Here is a 17,395-nt window from a genome sequence, read left to right as displayed (position 1 = left end):
GCATCGGTCGCTCGCGGCGACCGGATGCCGGCCGCTGCGATAGGTTAGGACGAAGCTTCCGCGTCCGGGTGGAAATTCACCGGGCGCGCCGGCACGACCGTCGAAATGGCGTGCTTGTAGACCATCTGGGTCACGGTGTTACGGAGCAACACGACGTACTGGTCGAAGGATTCGATGTTCCCTTGGAGCTTGATCCCGTTGACGAGATAGATCGAAACAGGAACGTGCTCTTTACGCAGTGCGTTCAAAAACGGGTCTTGTAACAATTGCCCTTTGTTGCTCATGGCGTACTCCATCTTTTTTTGCAGGTTGATCTGGATTGGCGACGAAGAAAAAGAGATCCGGCGCCAATCGCTACACTATAGCTGATTTTGCCTGCCCCGCCCGGCCACTGGCCATGCGGCCAGGTCGTTGCCGGGCGTACCCGGCAGGCTCGTTCAGCCCTTGTCCGCGTACGGATTGTTCGACGAGCGGAACTCTATGCGCAATGGAGTCCCGGTCAGGGAGAAAGTTTCGCGGAATCTGTTTTCCAGATATCGCTTGTATGTCTCGGTCACCGCATCGAGCGCGTTGCCGTGGATCACGATCAGCGGCGGATTCTGGCCGCCCTGGTGCGCGTAGCGCAGCTTCGGGCGCACCGGGCCGCGACGGCGCGGCTGCTGGAACTCGACGGCCTCGATCAGCGCGCGCGTGAGCTTCGGCGTCGGCAGCTTCGCCATCGCCGCGGCATAGGCGTCGTCGACCGAGCGCATCAGCGCGCCGATGCCGGTCTTCTTCGCGGCCGAAATGTAGTGCGATTTCGCGAAATCGAGGAATTTCAGCTTGCGGGTCAAATCCGCTTTGGCGCGATCGCGCGCGTGATCGTCGAGGCCGTCCCACTTGTTGACGCCGATCACGAGCGCGCGGCCCTGCTCGACCACGAAGCCCGCGATGTGCGCGTCCTGGTCGGAAATGTCCTGCTGCGCGTCGAGCAACAGAATGACGACGTTCGCGTCGGAGATCGACTGCAGCGTCTTCACGACCGAGAACTTCTCGATCGCCTCGAACACCTTGCCGCGACGCCGTAGCCCGGCGGTATCGATCAGCGTGTACTTCTTGCCGTTGCGCTCGAAGTCGACGTAGATCGAATCGCGCGTCGTGCCCGGCATGTCGAACGCGATCACGCGATCCTCGCCGATCAGCGCGTTCACGAGCGTCGACTTGCCGACGTTCGGCCGGCCGACGATCGCGATCTTGATGCCGCGCGACGGATCATTGTCGTCCGCTTCCTCCGGCTGGCCCGCATACGCGACTTCCAGCGCCTCGTTGATCATGTCGGTCACGCCGTCGCCGTGTGCGGCCGAGATCGCGCGCGGATCGCCGAGCCCGAGCTCGTAGAAGTCCGTCGCGACCGCCGTGTACTTCATCCCTTCGGCCTTGTTGACGACCAGGAAGATCGGCCGCCCGGTCTTGCGCAGATAGTCGGCGATCGACTTGTCCTGCGGCGCGAGGCCGTTGCGCCCGTCCACGATGAACACGACGACGTCGGCTTCCTCGACCGCCTGACGCGTCTGGCGCGCCATCTCGTGCAGGATGCCGTCCTTCGCGACGGGTTCGAAGCCGCCGGTGTCGACGACCAGGTACGGCCGCTCACCGACTCGCCCTTCGCCGTAATGGCGATCGCGCGTGAGGCCCGGCAAGTCGGCGACGAGCGCATCGCGCGAGCGCGTGAGCCGGTTGAACAGCGTGGATTTCCCCACATTGGGGCGCCCAACGAGGGCAATGACCGGTTTCATCTGTGTTTTCTACGGTGGTGCGCAGCAGCGGGAGGCCCGCTGCTGCGGGCGGCTGCGCTGAATGAAAATATCACGAATTCGCGCCGCGCCGGATGCGCGCGCCGGGCGCGCGGTGCGCGCCGTCGTCTTTCGCTACGAACTGCCTTTCAAATACTGCGCGGCCGGGGACACCGGCCGCGTTCATGTCGCGCGTTCGCGGCATGCGGAACTCGTTCCGCCACGCCGCGCTTCGCGCTTGCTGCGTGCGTATCAGCGCGGGCGGAACCCGTACAGGCCGCCGTCCTGGGTCTGCACGACCAGCGTGTTGCCGGCAAGCACCGGCGCCGCAGTGATCGCGCTGCCGTCGGTCTTCATCCGCGCGATGAAGCTGCCGTCCTCGCGCGACAGGAAGTGCACGAAGCCCTTGTAGTCGCCCATCACGACCGCATGGCCGAGCAGGTAAGGTACGCCGACGTCGCGGCTCTTCAGCTTGTCGTTACGCCAGAGCGGGTTGCCGCTCGCCGCGTCGTACGCGGTCACGACCGACCAGTCGTCGCCGGCGGCCACGACCGAATCGTCCTGCGCGAGACCGCTGCGGCTCGAGAACGGCTTTTCCCACACCGGACGGCCCGAGTTCGCGTCGAAGCAGCCGATCTGCCCCTGGAACGTGACCGCGCATGCCTGCGCGCCCACGAGCGTCGGCGGACCGCTGACGTCGTTGATGCGCTCGACCTCGGTCACGCCCTTCGGGAACGACACGGGCGTCTGCCAGAACGGCTCGCCCGTCTGCAGGTTCAGCGCCACCAGGCCGCCGCCGGGGAAGCCGGCCAGCACGGCCGCATCGCCGGCGAACGTCATGCCGGCCGACACGCGCAGGTTCAGCGGCACCGCGCGGTTGCGGTAATTCCACTTCTGCTCGCCGGTCTGCGCGTTGAACGCGATCACCTGGCCGTCGATCGTGCGCACGATCACGAGGCCGTTGCCGACCAGCGGCGGCGAGAAGACCTCGCCCTGCACGGTGGTCTTCCACAGCAGCTTGCCGTCGGGGCCGAGCACGAACACGCCGCCCTTCAGCGCGCCGACCGCGGTCAGGTTGCCGTCGCTGCCGACACCGGCCGACAGGTCCGAACCGACCTTCCCGCGCCACACCGTCTGGCCCGTCTTCGCGTCGATCTTCTCGACCGAACCGTTCTCGCCCGCCGCGTAGACGGCGTCGCCCACGGCCACCGGCGAGAACAGGTAGCGTCCGCCCTTGCCGACGCTCGCCTTCCAGACCTGTTGCACGTCGAGGACGGGCTTGAACTCGGTGAGGGGCGTCGGCACGCGGCGCGCGTCCTTCGACGACGAGCAGGCCGCCAATGCCAGGACAGCCGCCGCGCAGGCTACGGGCACAGCGTAACGTTTCAGCAAATTCATCGGTTAGCGAAGCAGAGTTAAGAGGTTGAGGGGGCCGACATCAGCCGCCGAGCGCGTCCAGCTTGAACTGCACGAGCTGGCGCGCCGACTGGTCGTCCTTCGACAGGCCGTCGAGCGCGAGCTTGTACGCGGCGCGCGCATCATCGGTCTTGCCTTGCGCGGCCAGCAGATCGCCGCGGCGATCGGCCACGAGGCCCTTGAATGCGTCGACCGGCGTGCCCGACAGCAGCACGAGACCCGCGTCGTACGCCTTCTCGTCGAGCAGCAGCGACGCAAGCCGCAGCTTCGCGATCTGCTTGTACTCGTCGTCCTTGGCGTGATCAGCGGCCCATTGCAGCTGCGCCTTCGCGCCGGCCGCATCGCCGCTCGCGTACAGCGTCTTCGCAGCCGCGAGCGCGGTCATTTGTGCATAGGCCGTGCTGCCGAACTTGTCTTCCATGTCGGCGGCCGCGCGGGCCATCGTGGCCTTGTCGTTCGCCGCGGCGGCCTTCTGCACCTGCTCGTACAGGCCGGACGCTTCGGCGGCCTGGCGGCGCTGCCAGTAATTCCAGCCGTTGAAACCGGCCGCGACGACCAGCGCCGCGAGCACGATCCACGTCGTGAGATTGCCCCAGCGGGCCCACCACGCTTTCAGACTTTCAATCGATTCTTGTTCGTCGTGATAACTCATCGGCGAGCGATTCCTTCCTTTTCGGGCTTTTCTTGTCGAGCGAATGCCAGCGCGATCAGTCGTCGCCGTCTTCGGCGGATGCAACCATCGCATTGATTAGGAATTCGGTCAAGCCTTCGACCGGTACGGTCTGCTGAACGTTCTTTTCCCCTTCCTGGCCGGCGCCGCGCAGCGCTTTCACGCCCGCCGTGCCGTTCGCCACCTCTTCTTCGCCGAAGATCACCGCGAACGCGGCGCCGCTCGCGTCGGCCCGCTTCATCTGCGACTTGAAGCTCGCCGGCGCGCCGTCGGCGCTGCAGTGGAAGATCACGTCGAGGCCCGTGTCGCGCAGACGCTCGGCCGCGATGAACGCCTGTTCGCGCGCCGCCTCGCCCTGGTGCACGACGTAGACGTCGACGCCTTCCTGCTCGGGCGCGAGGTCTTCTTCCTTCAGCAGCTCCAGAATGCGCTCGATGCCCATCGCCCAGCCGCATGCGGCGGTCGGCTTGCCGCCCAGCTGCTCGATCAGCGGATCGTAGCGGCCGCCGGCCGCGACCGTGCCCTGCGCGCCGAGCTTGTCGGTCACCCATTCGAACACGGTCAGATTGTAGTAGTCGAGGCCGCGCACCAGCCGCGGATTGATCTTGAACGGAATGTTGTTCGCGAGCAGCAGGCGCTGCAGCCCCTCGAAATGCGCGCGCGATTCGTCGCCGAGGAAGTCGATCAGCTTCGGCGCGTTCTGGGCGATTTCCTGCAGCGCCGGATTCTTCGTGTCGAGCACGCGCAGCGGGTTCGTGTACAGACGGCGCTTCGCATCCTCGTCCAGCACGTCGACGTGCTGCTCGAGGTACTTGATCAGCTCGACGCGGTGCGCGGCGCGCTCTTCGGCCAGGCCGAGCGAATTGATCTCGAGTTTGATGCCCGTCAACCCGAGGTCGTCCCACAGGCGCTGGCACATCATGATGATCTCGGCGTCCGCGTCCGGGCCCGCGAAGCCGAGCGCCTCGACGCCGACCTGGTGGAACTGGCGATAGCGGCCGCGCTGCGGACGCTCGTGACGGAACATCGGGCCGATGTACCACAGGCGCTTCGGGCCGTCGTACAGCATGTTGTGCTCGATCGCCGCGCGCACGACGGCCGCAGTGTTCTCCGGGCGCATCGTCAGGTTTTCGCCGTTGAGCGCGTCGGTGAAGCTGTACATCTCCTTCTCGACGATGTCCGTGACTTCGCCGATGCCGCGCGTGAACAGCTGCGTGTGTTCGACGATCGGCGTGCGGATGTTCTGATAGCCGTACGCGCGCAGCAGCGATTTCACGGTAGCTTCGAAGAACTCCCACAGGCCGGCATCCTGCGGAAGGATGTCGTTCATGCCCTTGACGCCCGCGAGCTTCTCGATCTTGCGTTTCTGTTCAGTCATCGTTCGTGTGTATGGACGAATGGTTCAGGCCGCGCTGCGGCCGTAATTGCGTGCGACGTAGTCGCTGACGATCTGCTGGAATTCCTCGGCGATCCGCTCGCCGCGCAGCGTCTTGACCTTCTCGCCGTCGATGAAGACGGGTGCGGCCGGGTTCTCGCCCGAGCCCGGCAGGCTGATGCCGATGTTCGCGTGCTTCGACTCGCCCGGGCCGTTGACGATGCAGCCCATCACCGCGACGTTCATCTTCTCGACCCCCGGATACTCCTTGCGCCACACCGGCATCTGCTCGCGCAGGTAGGTCTGGATCTGCATCGCGAGCTCCTGGAACAGCGTGCTCGTCGTGCGGCCGCAACCCGGGCAGGCGATCACCATCGGCGCGAACGAGCGCAGGCCCATCGTCTGCAGGATTTCCTGGCCGACGATCACCTCGCCCGTGCGCGGTGCGCCCGGCTCCGGCGTCAGCGAGATGCGGATCGTGTCGCCGATGCCTTCCTGCAGCAGTACGCCCAGCGCCGCAGTCGACGCGACGATGCCCTTCGAGCCCATGCCGGCCTCGGTCAGGCCCAGGTGCAGCGCGAAGCCGCAACGGCGGCCGAGTTCGCGGTACACGGCGATCAGGTCCTGCACGCCGCTGACCTTGCACGACAGCACGATGCGGTCGCGGCCGAGGCCCAGCTCGACGGCGCGCTCGGCCGAGCCGATCGCCGACTGGATCAGCGCCTCGTACATCACGCTCTGCGCGTCCCACGGCTGCGAACGCGCGGCGTTCTCGTCCATCATCCGCGCGAGCAGGTCCTGATCGAGGCTGCCCCAGTTCACGCCGATCCGCACCGGCTTGTCGTACTTCGCCGCGGCTTCGATCATCTGCGCGAACTGCGTGTCGCGCTTCGCGCCCTGGCCGACGTTGCCCGGGTTGATCCGGTACTTCGACAGCGCCTCCGCGCAGCCCGGATAGTCGCGCAGCAGCAGATGGCCGTTGTAGTGGAAGTCGCCGACGAGCGGCACCGTCACGCCCATGCGGTCGAGCTGCTCGCGGATGGCCGGCACCGCGGCGGCCGCCTCAGGCGTGTTCACCGTGATGCGCACCAGTTCGGAACCGGCGTTCGCGAGATCCTTGATCTGGATGGCGGTGCCGATCGCATCGGCCGTGTCGGTATTCGTCATCGACTGCACGCGCACCGGCGCATTGCCGCCGATCGTCACGAGCTGCCCGCCCCAACGAACATCCACCGCATGCGACACGCGACGCGGCTGGTGGCCGCCGAACACCGGCTCGGTTGAACAAATCTGACTGCTGCGTGGGGATTGAGCTTCGGATTGCATCGATAGATCCATTTACGCGGAATGCGCCGCGACGGCGCATGAATTGAAAAAGCGCCGTGCCCTCGCGGCCCGTGCAGCACGGGCCTTCGTCACGGCGCTTGGCGTCAGGGCAACGTGAACCGCGCCACGTTACCCCGCGCTGCCGAATATTTTGCCGGATCGACGGGTTTTCCGTCGAACGCGACCGCATCGAGACCGGCCTTGTTGCCGATCGTGACCTTGAACGGGCCGTCGCCTGCGACCTGCTTCGTCTCGCCGGCCCGCACCAGCGCCGAGAACAGCTCCTTGCCGTTCTTGTCGCGCACGCTGAACCAGCAGTCCTGCTTGACCTTCAGCTCGACCACCGACTGGCCCGCGGCAACCGCGACGCTCGCTGGCTCGGCCGCATTTGCCGTGCTTGCCGCGCTCGCGGCGGCCGGCTGCGATGCGGGCGATGCTGGGGCCGCAGCCGCCGGGGCAGCCACGGACGCCGCGACCGGCGCCGACGCCGACGCCTGCGCGACTACGGCCGAAGCAGCCACAACCTCGTTGCCTGCTGCCGTCGACGCACTGCCCGCCGCGGGCTCTTCCGCGGCCGATGCGGCCGATGCCGCCACTGCACTCGCCGCCGGCGCATGCTCGGCGGCGGCGCCCTTGAAGCGGGCGAGCCAACTCGCCGAATCGCCGCCAGTGTGCCACATGAGCACGGCGATCACCGCCACGACGACGATCGCGGTGCCCCACAGCCACGGATGATGACCGGACGAGCTGCCGAGCGGGATCGACACGCGGCCACGCGGCAGATCCGTGCCGCTCGACGCGGGCATCGACAGGTCGACTTCCGGCACGCCGCGCTCGCGGCGCAGCGCCTGCGCGAACGGCTCTGGATCGACGCCGAGCATCTTCGCGTAGCTGCGCACGACCCCGAGCGCGAACGTCACGCCGGGCAGATGACTGATGTCGCCCGCCTCGAGCGCGCGCAGCTTCTGCGGAGCGACCTTGAGCCGCGCCGACACGTCGTCGACCGTCCAGCCCTTCGCCTCCCGTAGCTGCGCCAGCCGGCTGCCCACGGCCGCCAGCGTTTCCAGCCCCGCCGGTGCCGGCTTCGCGGCATTCGTCTCTGCGCCGTTTGTCGGCTGCGGCTCACTCATCCTTGTCCTCGCGTCGATTCTTCTTCACTGGGGCGCCGCCGGCCCCTGCCGGCCGGCACCCGCTACCGTCCATACCATGCGCGGCGCCAAGGCGCCGCGACCGATCGCTATTCGCGTGTTGTACCGCCAAAAAGTTCGGGCATCCGCATTTGCGCGGCCCCGTCAAACCGCCCGAACTTCGATGATCTTTGCTGCTGTGCCCGTCCGTTCGGCGAGGCGCGTGCGATCCTTCACGGCGCCGGCCAGCTGCCCGCACGCGGCGTCGATGTCGTCGCCGCGCGTCTTGCGCACGGTCGTGACGACACCCGCGTCGATCAGAACCTGCGCAAAACGCTTGATCTGCTCCGGCTTCGAGCGGATGAGGCCCGATTCCGGGAACGGATTGAACGGGATCAGATTGAATTTGCACGGCACGTCACGCGTGACGGCCAGCAATTCGCGCGCATGCGCTTCGGTGTCGTTGACGCCGTCGAGCATGCAGTATTCGAAAGTGATGAAATCGCGCGGCGCGACTTTCAGATAGCGCTGGCACGCCGCCATCAGTTCGCGCAGCGGATGCTTCTTGTTGAGCGGCACCAGCTCGTCGCGCAGCGCATCGTTCGGCGCGTGCAGCGACACGGCGAGCGCGACCGGCAATTCGGCGCCGAGGCGGTCCATCATCGGCACCACGCCGGACGTCGACAGCGTGACGCGGCGGCGCGACAGCCCATAGGCGTTGTCGTCGAGCATCAGCCGCATCGCGGGCACGACCGCGTTGTAGTTCAACAGCGGTTCGCCCATGCCCATCATCACGACGTTCGTGACGACCCGTTCCGCCTTGCCGTTCGGTCCGGGCGCGCGGCCCAGCGACGCACGCAGCGCAAATTCGGCCATCCGCAGCTGGCCGATGATTTCGGCCGTCGACAGGTTGCGCGAGAAGCCCTGCTTGCCCGTCGAGCAGAAGCGGCAATTGACCGCACACCCGGCCTGCGACGACACGCACAGCGTGCCGCGCGTCTCTTCCGGGATGAACACGGTTTCGACCGCGTTGCCGTTCCCGACGTCGATCAGCCACTTGCGCGTGCCGTCGGCGGAAACGTGATCGCTGGCGATCTCGGGCATGCCGATCGTCGCGCGGCCCTTGAGCTTTTCTCTCAGGGACTTCGCGAGGTCGGTCATGCCGTCGAAATCGCCGGCGTTGTACTGATGGATCCAGCGCTGCAACTGCTTGGCGCGGAACGGCTTCTCGCCGAGGCTGCCGCAGTACGCGACAAGACCCTCGGCATCGAAGTCGAGAAGATTGACGGAAGTTTCGCTCGTCATGATGTGCTGCCTTGCCGCGTGCGCCGAATCCTGCCTGACCGTTGCCAGCCAGCGCTTAACGCGAGTAGACGTTCATTTCCGGGAAGAAGAACGCGATTTCGACCGCTGCCGTTTCAGCAGCGTCCGAGCCGTGCACGGCGTTCGCGTCGATGCTGTCGGCGAAGTCGGCGCGGATCGTGCCCTTTTCCGCCTTCTTCGGATCCGTCGCGCCCATCAGGTCGCGGTTCTTCAGGATCGCGCCTTCGCCTTCCAGAACCTGGATCATCACCGGACCCGAGATCATGAAGTCGACGAGGTCCTTGAAGAACGGACGTGCTGCGTGAACTGCGTAGAACTTCTCTGCGTCGGCACGCGACAGGTGCGCCATGCGCGATGCGACGATCTTCAGGCCGGCGCCTTCGAAACGGCTGTAGATCTGGCCGATCACGTTCTTTGCCACCGCATCCGGCTTGATGATCGACAGGGTGCGCTCGATTGCCATAAAAACTCCAAAAAATTAAGAAGTTACAGGTTCAAATGAATCCGCTATTGTAGCACGATCCCGTGTATCATTGCGATTGAACCCTTACACCGGCGAAAGGTTCGGAATCCCTGTGTTTTTGCGCTGCCCGGCCATTGAAACCAAGCGGCGCGGAACGTATCTTAGCCATAGCTGCTCCGGTTTGCTGCGCCGCACACCGCGCGCGCCGAACCGGCCCCGAACGCCCGTGCGTTCAATGTTAGGAGAAACCATGAACGACTATCCGTACAATTTCGGCCGCGGCGGCACCGTCAGCACCGCGGAGGTTCGCAACCGCGTGCTGCGGAACACGTACTGGCTGCTCGCGCTGTCGATGATCCCGACCGTCCTCGGCGCGTGGGTCGGCGTCGCGACGGGCTTCTCGCTGTTCGCCGCCACCAGCCCGATGATGAGCCTGCTCGCGTTCTTCGCGATCGCGTTCGGCTTCATGTTCGCGATCGAGCGCACCAAGAACAGCGCCGCCGGCGTATTCGTGCTGCTCGGCTTCACGTTCTTCATGGGGCTGATGCTGTCGCGCCTGCTCAGCTTCATCCTCGGCTTTTCGAACGGCCCGTCGCTGATCATGCTGGCGTTCGGCGGCACCGGCATCATCTTCGCCGCGATGGCGACGGTCGCAACGGTCAGCAAACGCGACTTCTCCGGGCTCGGCAAATGGCTGTTCATGGGCGTCATCGTGATCCTGCTGGCGTCGGTCGCGAACATCTTCCTGCAATTGCCGGCGCTGATGCTGACCGTGTCGGTCCTCGCGATCGCGATCTTCTCCGCGTACATGCTGTTCGACGTCCAGCGCGTCGTCAACGGCGGCGAGACGAACTACATCTCGGCCACGCTCGCGATCTACCTCGACCTGTACAACGTGTTCACGAACCTGCTCGCGCTGCTCGGCATCTTCGGCGGCAACCGCAACTGACGTTCGCTTCACCCATGAAAAAACCGGCCCGCGGGCCGGTTTTTTTTCGTCCGCGACCGCGGCTCAAGCGCGCTCGAACAGCGCGATCGATTCAACGTGCGACGTATTCGGGAACATGTTGACCACGCCGGCGCCCTTGAGCCGATAACCGGCCTCGTGGACGAGCAGCCCGGCGTCGCGCGCAAGCGTCGACGGATTGCACGACACGTAGACGATCCGCTTCGGCAGCGGGCCTTCACCGCTCTGCGCGATCTCGGCGAGCGCCTTGGACACCGCGAGCGCGCCTTCGCGCGGCGGGTCGATCAGGAACTTGTCGAACGCGCCGAGCGCGCGCAGATCGTCGCCCGTCACTTCGAACAGGTTCCGGCACGCGAACGTCGTATGGCCGTCGACGCCGTTCTCGCGCGCATTCGCGAGCGCGCGCGTCGTCAGCGTTTCGCTGCCCTCGATGCCCATCACCTCGCGCGCCAGGCGCGCCAGCGGCAGCGTGAAGTTGCCGATCCCGCAGAACAGGTCGAGCACGCGATCGTCGCGCGACGGCGCGAGCAGACGCAGCGCACGCCCGACCAGCACGCGATTGATCTGATGGTTGACCTGCGTGAAGTCGGTCGGCTTGAACGGCATGCGGATGCCGAACTCCGGCAGCGTGTAGTCGAGCGCCACGTCGAGCGGATAGAACGGCGCGACCGTGTCGGGGCCCTTCGGCTGCAGCCAGAACTGCACGTTGTGCTCGTCCGCGAACGCGCGCAGCAGCGCTTCGTCGTCGGCATTGATCGGCTCCAGGACGCGCAACACCAGCGCGGTCACCTGCGAGCCGACCGCCAGCTCGATCTGCGGCATCCGATCGCGGATCGACAGGCCCTCGACCAGCCGGCGCAGCGGCACCAGCATCGCCGACACGTGCGGCGGCAGCACTTCGCAGCTCGTCATGTCGGCAACGTAGCTGCTCTTCTTTTCGTGGAAGCCCACCAGGACGCCGCCCTTCTTCGCGACGTTGCGCACGGTCAGGCGCGCGCGGTAGCGATAGCCCCACGACGGGCCGTGGATCGGCGCGTACATCGCCTCGGCGCGCAGCTTCGACAGATGCCACAGGTTGTCCTCGAGCACGCGCTGCTTGATCGCCACCTGCGCGCGCATGTCGAGGTGCTGCATCGAACAGCCGCCGCAGGTGCCGAAAAATTCGCATTTCGGCTTCGTGCGCATCACGCTCGGGCGCAGAATGTCGACGACGGTCGCCTGCTCGTAGCTCGGCTTGCGGCGATAGCTCGAATAGGTCACGCGCTCGCCGGGCAGCGCGCCTTCGACGAAGATCACCTTGCCGGGCGTGCCATCCTCGGTCGCCGTGCGGCCGACACCGCGCGCTTCCATGTCGAGCGATTCGATCTCGAGCACCGGGGCAGGCCCGGGCGGGACGGGCGCATTTTTCGATTTGCGCGTAGAAGTGGGGACGGCTTCGGACACCAGCTTTTCCTGACAAAACGTTGAAGAAGGCGAGATTGTAGACGACGAAAGCCCGCGTCGCCCGCTTTCGTCGCGCGGGCGCGGGCGCGGGCGCCGGCGCAACGGACACGACCCGGCCCGCGGGCGGCGCGGGCGCTGCCGGCCGCCATCGAACTCGGAGCTCGACCATGCGATTGATCGACTGGAACATTCAATGGGGACGCGATGCCGACGGCGTCGTCGATCTGCCGCGCATCGTCGCGGCCGCTCGCCGGCTCGGCGACTTTGACGTGCTGTGTCTGCAGGAGGTCACGCGTGGCTTCGGCGCACTGCCCGGCGGGCCCGGACCGGACCAGTTCGCGGAGCTCGCCGCGCTGCTGCCCGGCTATACGATCGTCGATGCGATCGGCGCCGACCTGCCCGCGCTCGAGCCCGGCGCGCCGCGCCGGCAATTCGGCAACGCAATCGCGACGCGCCTGCCGGTCGGGCGCGTGTTGCGGCAATTGCTGCCGTGGCCGGCAGACGCCGGTGCGCCGTCGATGCCGCGCGTCGCGCTCGAGGTCGAATTGCTGACGCCGTCGGCCCCCGTGCGCGTGGTGACGACGCACCTCGAGTTCTATTCGGCGCGCCAGCGGCTCGCGCAGGTCGATGCGTTACGCGCCCGCCACCGCGAGGCCTGCGCGCACGCCGACCACCCGGCGCCGGCCGAAAACGCGACGGGACCGTTCAGCGCGACGGCGCAGCCGCGCGACGCGATCGTCTGCGGCGACTTCAACAGCGCGTTCGACAGCGACGCGTACCGGCGCATGCTGGAGCCAATCGCCGATGCGCCGTCGTTCGTCGACGCGTGGGTCGCGCGCCATCCCGGCCGCACGCCGCCGCCGACGGCCGGCGTCTACGACACGGTGCAATGGTCGGACGGGCCGCTCGCGTGCGATTTCGTGTTCGTGACCGAGACGCTGCTGCCGCGCATCACGCGCTGCGAGATCGACGGCGACGTGCGCGCGTCGGATCATCAGCCGGTCGTGCTCGAACTCGATTGAGGGCAAACGCGGTGCGGCCGCGCGGTCGGCGGCCCGTGCTCAGGCGTCGAAGCCGGCCAGGTATTCGGCCCAGTGCGCCGCGGGTTCCTGTGCGAGCGCGTTCTTCACGAGCAGGATTTCATCCGCGTATTCGTTCGGCGTGAGCCCGCCGCGCATCAGCTGGAAGCGGCAGTACAGCAGATACGTGTTGACGACGTCGGTTTCGCAGTAGTTGCGGATCTCGTCGATCCGGCCATCCCGAAATGCCGGCCACACCTGGCTGCCGTCCATTCCGAGTTTGCCCGGAAAGCCGCACAGCTTCGCCAGCGCGTCGAGCGGCGCATTGGCGCGCGCCTGGTACATCGCGAGCACATCCATCAGATCGGTGTGCCGCGAGTGATAGCGCGAGATGTAGTTGTTCCACTTGAACTCTCGGTCGTCCTCGCCGAGATCCCAATAGCGGGTCGCCGGGATGCCGTGCACGAGCGCACGGTAGTGCAACACCGGCAGATCGAAGCCGCCGCCGTTCCACGACACGAGTTGCGGCGTGTATTTCTCGATCACGCGGTAGAACGACTGGACCAGCGCGGCTTCGTTGTCCTGCGGCGTGCCGAGCGAGCGCACGCGAAAGCCGTTGTTGTCGCGGAACACGCAGGAGATCGCCGCGATGCGCTGCAAGTGATGCGGCAAGAAATCGCTGCCGGTCTTCTCACGGCGGGCGGCGAACGCATGCTCGGCCACCGCCGCATCGTCGAGCGTCGCGGGCAGGTCTTCCAGACGGCGAATGCCGTCGACATCGGGAATGGTCTCGATGTCAAAAACGAGAATCGGAGTCATCGATTACAGAACGGCGTCCTTGCGCACGCCGTTGGAGGCAAAGAACCGCTTCAGGCGCACCAGCGCTTCCTGCTGGATCTGCCGCACGCGCTCGCGCGTGAGCCCCATCTCGTCGGCCAGCTCCTCGAGCGTGGCCGGTTCGATGTGATTCAGCCCGAAGCGGCGTTCGATCACGTGCCGGTGCTTGTCGGACAGCCGCGACAGCCACGCGCGCGTGAGCGTCTCGAGCTCGCGGTGCTGCACTTCGGCGTCGGGCGACTGGCTCTGGTCGTCCGGCAGCAGATCGAGCAGGCTGCTCGCGGGATCGAGATCGAGCGGCGCGTCGAGCGACGCGGTGTGCTCGTTCAGCGCGAGAATGTCGGTGACTTCCTCGGCGGTCTTGCCGGTGAGGTAGGCGATGTCGTCGATGCTGGCTTCGCGGCGTTCGGCCGCGTCGCCCGTCGACATCGAGTTCTTTTCGAGGTGGCGCTTCGCGCGCAGCACCTGGTTCAGCTCGCGGATCACGTGCACAGGCAGGCGCACGGTACGCGCCTGATTCATGATCGCTCGCTCGATGCTCTGGCGAATCCACCATGTCGCGTAGGTCGAGAAGCGAAAGCCGCGCGTCGGGTCGAATTTCTCGATCGCGTGCATCAGACCGAGATTGCCCTCCTCGATCAGGTCGAGCAGCGGCACGCCGCGGTTCAGATAGCCCTTTGCGATGCTGACGACGAGACGCAGGTTGCGCTCGATCATCACCTGCCGCGCGTCGAATTCGCCCGCTTTCGCGAGACGCGAATAGCGCTGCTCCTCCTCGACGGTCAGCAGCGGCTTGACGCTGATACGGTTCAGGTAGTGCTGGATCGTGTCGGCCGTGAGCTCGGCCTGCAGCAATGCGCGGAAATCGTCGACGTCGGGGGCGGCTTCCGCGCGGCCTTCGCGTTCGTCGTCGCCGTCGGCTTCGGCCTCGCGCGTGTCGAGACCGGTTTCGGTTTCCGCGACGTCTTCTTCGTCGTCCGTCGAAGCGCCAGCTCGCTTCACCGATGCTTGCGTGGCACGACTGATCTTCTCAGACTCGGCTTGCGGCTCGTGGCGCTTCGATTTCGGCATGGTCGTCTCGGTTATTGAGGCGGCAAATACTTCAGCGGATCGACAGGCTTGCCCTGCCGGCGAACCTCGAAATGCAGCATCACGCGGTCGGCATCGCTGTTACCCATCTCGGCGATCTTCTGCCCCTTCGTCACCGCGTCCCCCTCTTTTACCATCAAAGCGCGATTGTGTGCATACGCCGTGAGGTAAGTCGCGTCGTGCTTGATGATAATGAGGTTGCCGTAGCCGCGCAGGCCGTTGCCCGAGTAGACGACGCGGCCGTCGGCCGCCGCCTTCACCGCCTCGCCCGCGGTGCCGCCGATATTGACGCCCTTGTTCTTCGCGTCGTCGAAACCGTTCAGCACCGGGCCGCGCACCGGCCACGCAAACGTGACGGGACCGCTCGGCGCTGCCGCGCCATCGCTGGCTGCCGGGGCCGACGGCGGCGTGCTCGCCGACGACGAACCGGCTGCCGGCGTCGCCGGGCCGCTGCTCAGCGGCGCGGTCGTCACGGCCGCGCCGCCGATCGGTGCGGCGACCGGCGCGCCGGCCGTCGCTGAGCCGCCCGGCGGGGCGACGCGCAGCAACTGGTCGACTTCGATCTGGTTCGGGTTCGCGAGGTTGTTCCACGCGGCGATGTCGCGATAGTTCTGCCCGTTCTCGAGCGCGATCCGGTACAGCGTGTCGCCGGGTTTCACGCGATAGAAGCCGGGCGGCGGCGGACCGAGCGGCACCGCCGGCTGCGTGGCGGCGGTCGTGCCGAGCGAACCGGAGCGGTCGACGACGGGCGCGTTGTCGAGCCGCGTCGCACAGGCGGCCAGCAGCGTGGAGAACGCGGCCACACAGATCGCGCGCTGCGCGAACGTGAGCGGTTCCCTGGTTCGGTTGTTTTGCATCACGCGCAACATACTCATCGGTTTCAAATCACTCCGGATTTTAAAGGGACAAAGAAAACGCGATCAAGCCGCGACTCCCGCCACTGCGCGTGCGCGACGCGCTCGATCAGCGTGAGCACCTGGGGCTGCCCGCTCTGCGCGCCGACCGGCGCGACGAGTCGCCCGCCGATCGCGAGCTGCTCGAGCAGCGCCTGCGGCACGTCGAGCCCGGCCGCCGCGATCACGATCGCGTCGAACGGCGCCGCGGACGGCAGCCCGACCCGCCCGTCGCCGTAGTGCAGACGGATGTTCGGCACGCGCAGCGGCCGCAGGTTCAGCTTGGCGCGCTCGTAGAGCGGCTTGATGCGTTCAATCGAATACACGTCGCGCGCCACGTGGCTCAGCACGGCGGCCTGATAGCCGCAACCGGTGCCGATCTCGAGGACGCGCTCGAGCGTGCGGCCGGCCATCGCGAGCTCGATCATGCGCGCGACCACCGACGGCTTTGAAATGGTTTGCTGATGGCCGATCGGCAACGCGGAATCTTCGTAGGCCTGCGTCGCGAGGCCCGCGTCCACGAACAGATGGCGCGGCACCGCCGCCATCGCGTCCAGCACGCGCGGATCGGTCACGCCGTTCGCGCGCAGGCGTTCGACCATGCGCTCGCGCACGCGTTCCGACGTGAGCGCGAACGCGCCGGCCGGTGCGGCGTTCGCGGCGATCGGCTTGGGCATCGCGGGCTTCGGCACGGTCGGCTTCAGCGCGGTGGCCGGCTTCGCGGCGGCCGTGCCGGGCGGCATGCGCGCGACGCCGGGCTTCAGCGCGACCGGCTTCGGCACGGCGGCCGGCTTGTCGGCGGCCTTCGGCGCCGCGATTGCCGCATGGCGTTCGCCGGCCCGACCGTCGGATTTGCGTGGCGCTCGCTTGAGATCTTCGAGCGCGAGCGGAAACCGCTTCGCGCGCTCGCCGCTCATGAAGCCCGCCCTGCCGCGCGCGCCCAGTCGCGCGTCGCGGGCAGCATTTGGGTGTGCGTGAGGTCGAGTTGCAGCGGCGTGATCGATACGAAACCGTTTGCAATCGCGTGGAAATCGGTGCCCTCGCTGGCGTCGAGCGCCGCACCGGCCGCGCCGATCCAGTAGACCGGTTCGCCGCGCGGATCGGTCTGGCGAATAACAGGCTGCGACGGGTGGCGCTTGCCGAGGCGCGTGACCTGCCAGCCTTTCAGCGCGTCGTACGGCAGGTTCGGAATATTGACGTTCAGCAGCGGCTGCCCGGGCAGCGGGTGCGCGAGATAGTGCGCGACGATTTCGGCGGCGACGCGCGCCGCGTCCGCCAGATGCGCCCAGCCCTTGTCGGCCAGCGAGAACGCGATGGCCGGCACGCCGAACATGATGCCTTCGGTCGCGGCCGCGACCGTCCCCGAGTAGAGCGTGTCTTCGCCCATGTTCTGGCCGTTGTTGATCCCCGAGACGACGAGGTCGGGCCGCGCGTCGGCCATCCCGGTCAACGCGACGTGCACCGAGTCGGTCGGCGTGCCGTTCACGTAGAAGAAACCCGTATTGGCTGCGCGCTGCACCGACAGCGGCCGCGACAGCGTCAGGGAATTCGATGCGCCGCTGCAATTCTGCTCGGGCGCGATGACCGTGACGTCGGCCAGCGGCTGCAGCGCGTCGCTGAGCGCGGCGAGACCGGGGGCGAGATAGCCGTCGTCGTTGCTGAGTAGGATTCGCAT

General features: G+C 66.8%; 17 protein-coding genes. 2 read left to right on the top strand and 15 right to left on the bottom strand.

Translation table 11 applies throughout. The features are described 5' to 3' along the window. Nucleotides 1-44 precede the first annotated feature (44 nt). The 9 genes from hfq to ndk all read right to left on the bottom strand — a co-directional run bounded on the left by hfq (nt 45) and on the right by ndk (nt 9,472). Nucleotides 45-284 (bottom strand): RNA chaperone Hfq, encoded by a 240-nt coding sequence (gene hfq / locus AK36_RS20385; protein WP_006399927.1) that lies wholly within the window; start codon nt 282-284, stop codon nt 45-47. Nucleotides 285-437: 153 nt separating this feature from the next. Further along, nucleotides 438-1,775, bottom strand: coding sequence for a ribosome biogenesis GTPase Der (gene der / locus AK36_RS20380; protein ID WP_011884964.1), 1,338 nt, complete (start codon nt 1,773-1,775; stop codon nt 438-440). Between the two features lie 249 nt (nt 1,776-2,024). Next, entirely contained in the window at nt 2,025-3,170 is a 1,146-nt protein-coding gene (gene bamB, locus AK36_RS20375; protein WP_011884965.1) for an outer membrane protein assembly factor BamB, read from the bottom strand. Nucleotides 3,171-3,210: 40 nt separating this feature from the next. Then, nucleotides 3,211-3,840 (bottom strand): tetratricopeptide repeat protein, encoded by a 630-nt coding sequence (locus tag AK36_RS20370; protein WP_014723099.1) that lies wholly within the window; start codon nt 3,838-3,840, stop codon nt 3,211-3,213. Nucleotides 3,841-3,895: 55 nt separating this feature from the next. Continuing rightward, entirely contained in the window at nt 3,896-5,236 is a 1,341-nt protein-coding gene (gene hisS / locus AK36_RS20365; RefSeq protein ID WP_011884967.1) for a histidine--tRNA ligase, read from the bottom strand. A gap of 24 nt (nt 5,237-5,260) precedes the next feature. Further along, nucleotides 5,261-6,559 (bottom strand): flavodoxin-dependent (E)-4-hydroxy-3-methylbut-2-enyl-diphosphate synthase, encoded by a 1,299-nt coding sequence (ispG, locus tag AK36_RS20360; RefSeq protein ID WP_034195407.1) that lies wholly within the window; start codon nt 6,557-6,559, stop codon nt 5,261-5,263. 104 nt (nt 6,560-6,663) lie between these two features. Next, nucleotides 6,664-7,689 carry a helix-turn-helix domain-containing protein gene (locus AK36_RS20355; RefSeq protein WP_014723102.1) on the bottom strand — a complete coding sequence of 342 codons (1,026 nt, stop codon included), beginning with the start codon at nt 7,687-7,689 and terminating at the stop codon, nt 6,664-6,666. 162 nt (nt 7,690-7,851) lie between these two features. After that, nucleotides 7,852-8,991, bottom strand: a complete 1,140-nt coding sequence (rlmN, locus tag AK36_RS20350) for a dual-specificity RNA methyltransferase RlmN (RefSeq protein ID WP_011884970.1) — start codon at nt 8,989-8,991, stop codon at nt 7,852-7,854. Between the two features lie 55 nt (nt 8,992-9,046). Further along, entirely contained in the window at nt 9,047-9,472 is a 426-nt protein-coding gene (gene ndk / locus AK36_RS20345; protein WP_006478674.1) for a nucleoside-diphosphate kinase, read from the bottom strand. Between the two features lie 250 nt (nt 9,473-9,722). Here ndk and AK36_RS20340 point away from each other — a divergent pair, with 250 nt between their 5' ends. Continuing rightward, on the top strand, nt 9,723-10,421 hold the full coding sequence (locus AK36_RS20340) for a Bax inhibitor-1/YccA family protein (protein WP_011884971.1): 699 nt from the start codon (nt 9,723-9,725) through the stop codon (nt 10,419-10,421). A gap of 63 nt (nt 10,422-10,484) precedes the next feature. On the opposite strand, the gene rlmD is transcribed toward AK36_RS20340, so the two are convergent. Beyond that, entirely contained in the window at nt 10,485-11,789 is a 1,305-nt protein-coding gene (gene rlmD / locus AK36_RS20335) for a 23S rRNA (uracil(1939)-C(5))-methyltransferase RlmD (RefSeq protein ID WP_034195427.1), read from the bottom strand. Between the two features lie 260 nt (nt 11,790-12,049). Between rlmD and AK36_RS20330 the strand changes: the two genes are divergently transcribed. Next, nucleotides 12,050-12,904: an endonuclease/exonuclease/phosphatase family protein gene (locus tag AK36_RS20330; protein ID WP_045579056.1), complete on the top strand. Its 855-nt coding sequence runs from the start codon at nt 12,050-12,052 to the stop codon at nt 12,902-12,904. Between the two features lie 39 nt (nt 12,905-12,943). Here the strand turns inward: AK36_RS20330 and AK36_RS20325 are convergent, their stop codons facing one another. The 5 genes from AK36_RS20325 to surE are packed head-to-tail and all read right to left on the bottom strand — an operon-like array spanning nt 12,944 to nt 17,395. Continuing rightward, nucleotides 12,944-13,720 (bottom strand): 3'-5' exonuclease, encoded by a 777-nt coding sequence (locus AK36_RS20325; RefSeq protein WP_011884974.1) that lies wholly within the window; start codon nt 13,718-13,720, stop codon nt 12,944-12,946. 3 nt (nt 13,721-13,723) lie between these two features. After that, nucleotides 13,724-14,809, bottom strand: a complete 1,086-nt coding sequence (gene rpoS, locus AK36_RS20320) for an RNA polymerase sigma factor RpoS (protein ID WP_011884975.1) — start codon at nt 14,807-14,809, stop codon at nt 13,724-13,726. A gap of 11 nt (nt 14,810-14,820) precedes the next feature. Continuing rightward, a complete protein-coding gene (locus AK36_RS20315) occupies nt 14,821-15,702 on the bottom strand; it encodes a peptidoglycan DD-metalloendopeptidase family protein (RefSeq protein WP_011884976.1) in 882 nt (293 codons plus the stop codon). A 5-nt stretch (nt 15,703-15,707) separates the two neighbouring features. Then, a complete protein-coding gene (locus AK36_RS20310) occupies nt 15,708-16,637 on the bottom strand; it encodes a protein-L-isoaspartate(D-aspartate) O-methyltransferase (RefSeq protein WP_011884977.1) in 930 nt (309 codons plus the stop codon). Further along, the gene (surE, locus tag AK36_RS20305; RefSeq protein WP_011884978.1) at nt 16,634-17,395 is read right to left on the bottom strand and encodes a 5'/3'-nucleotidase SurE; all 762 of its coding nucleotides are present in this window, start codon (nt 17,393-17,395) and stop codon (nt 16,634-16,636) included. Before surE ends, AK36_RS20310 begins: the two co-directional genes overlap by 4 nt.

The organism is Burkholderia vietnamiensis LMG 10929, assembly GCF_000959445.1.
Lineage (GTDB): Bacteria > Pseudomonadota > Gammaproteobacteria > Burkholderiales > Burkholderiaceae > Burkholderia > Burkholderia vietnamiensis.
The sequence above is the reverse complement of the archived record's forward strand: the minus strand, read 5'-3'. Positions and strand labels throughout refer to the sequence as shown.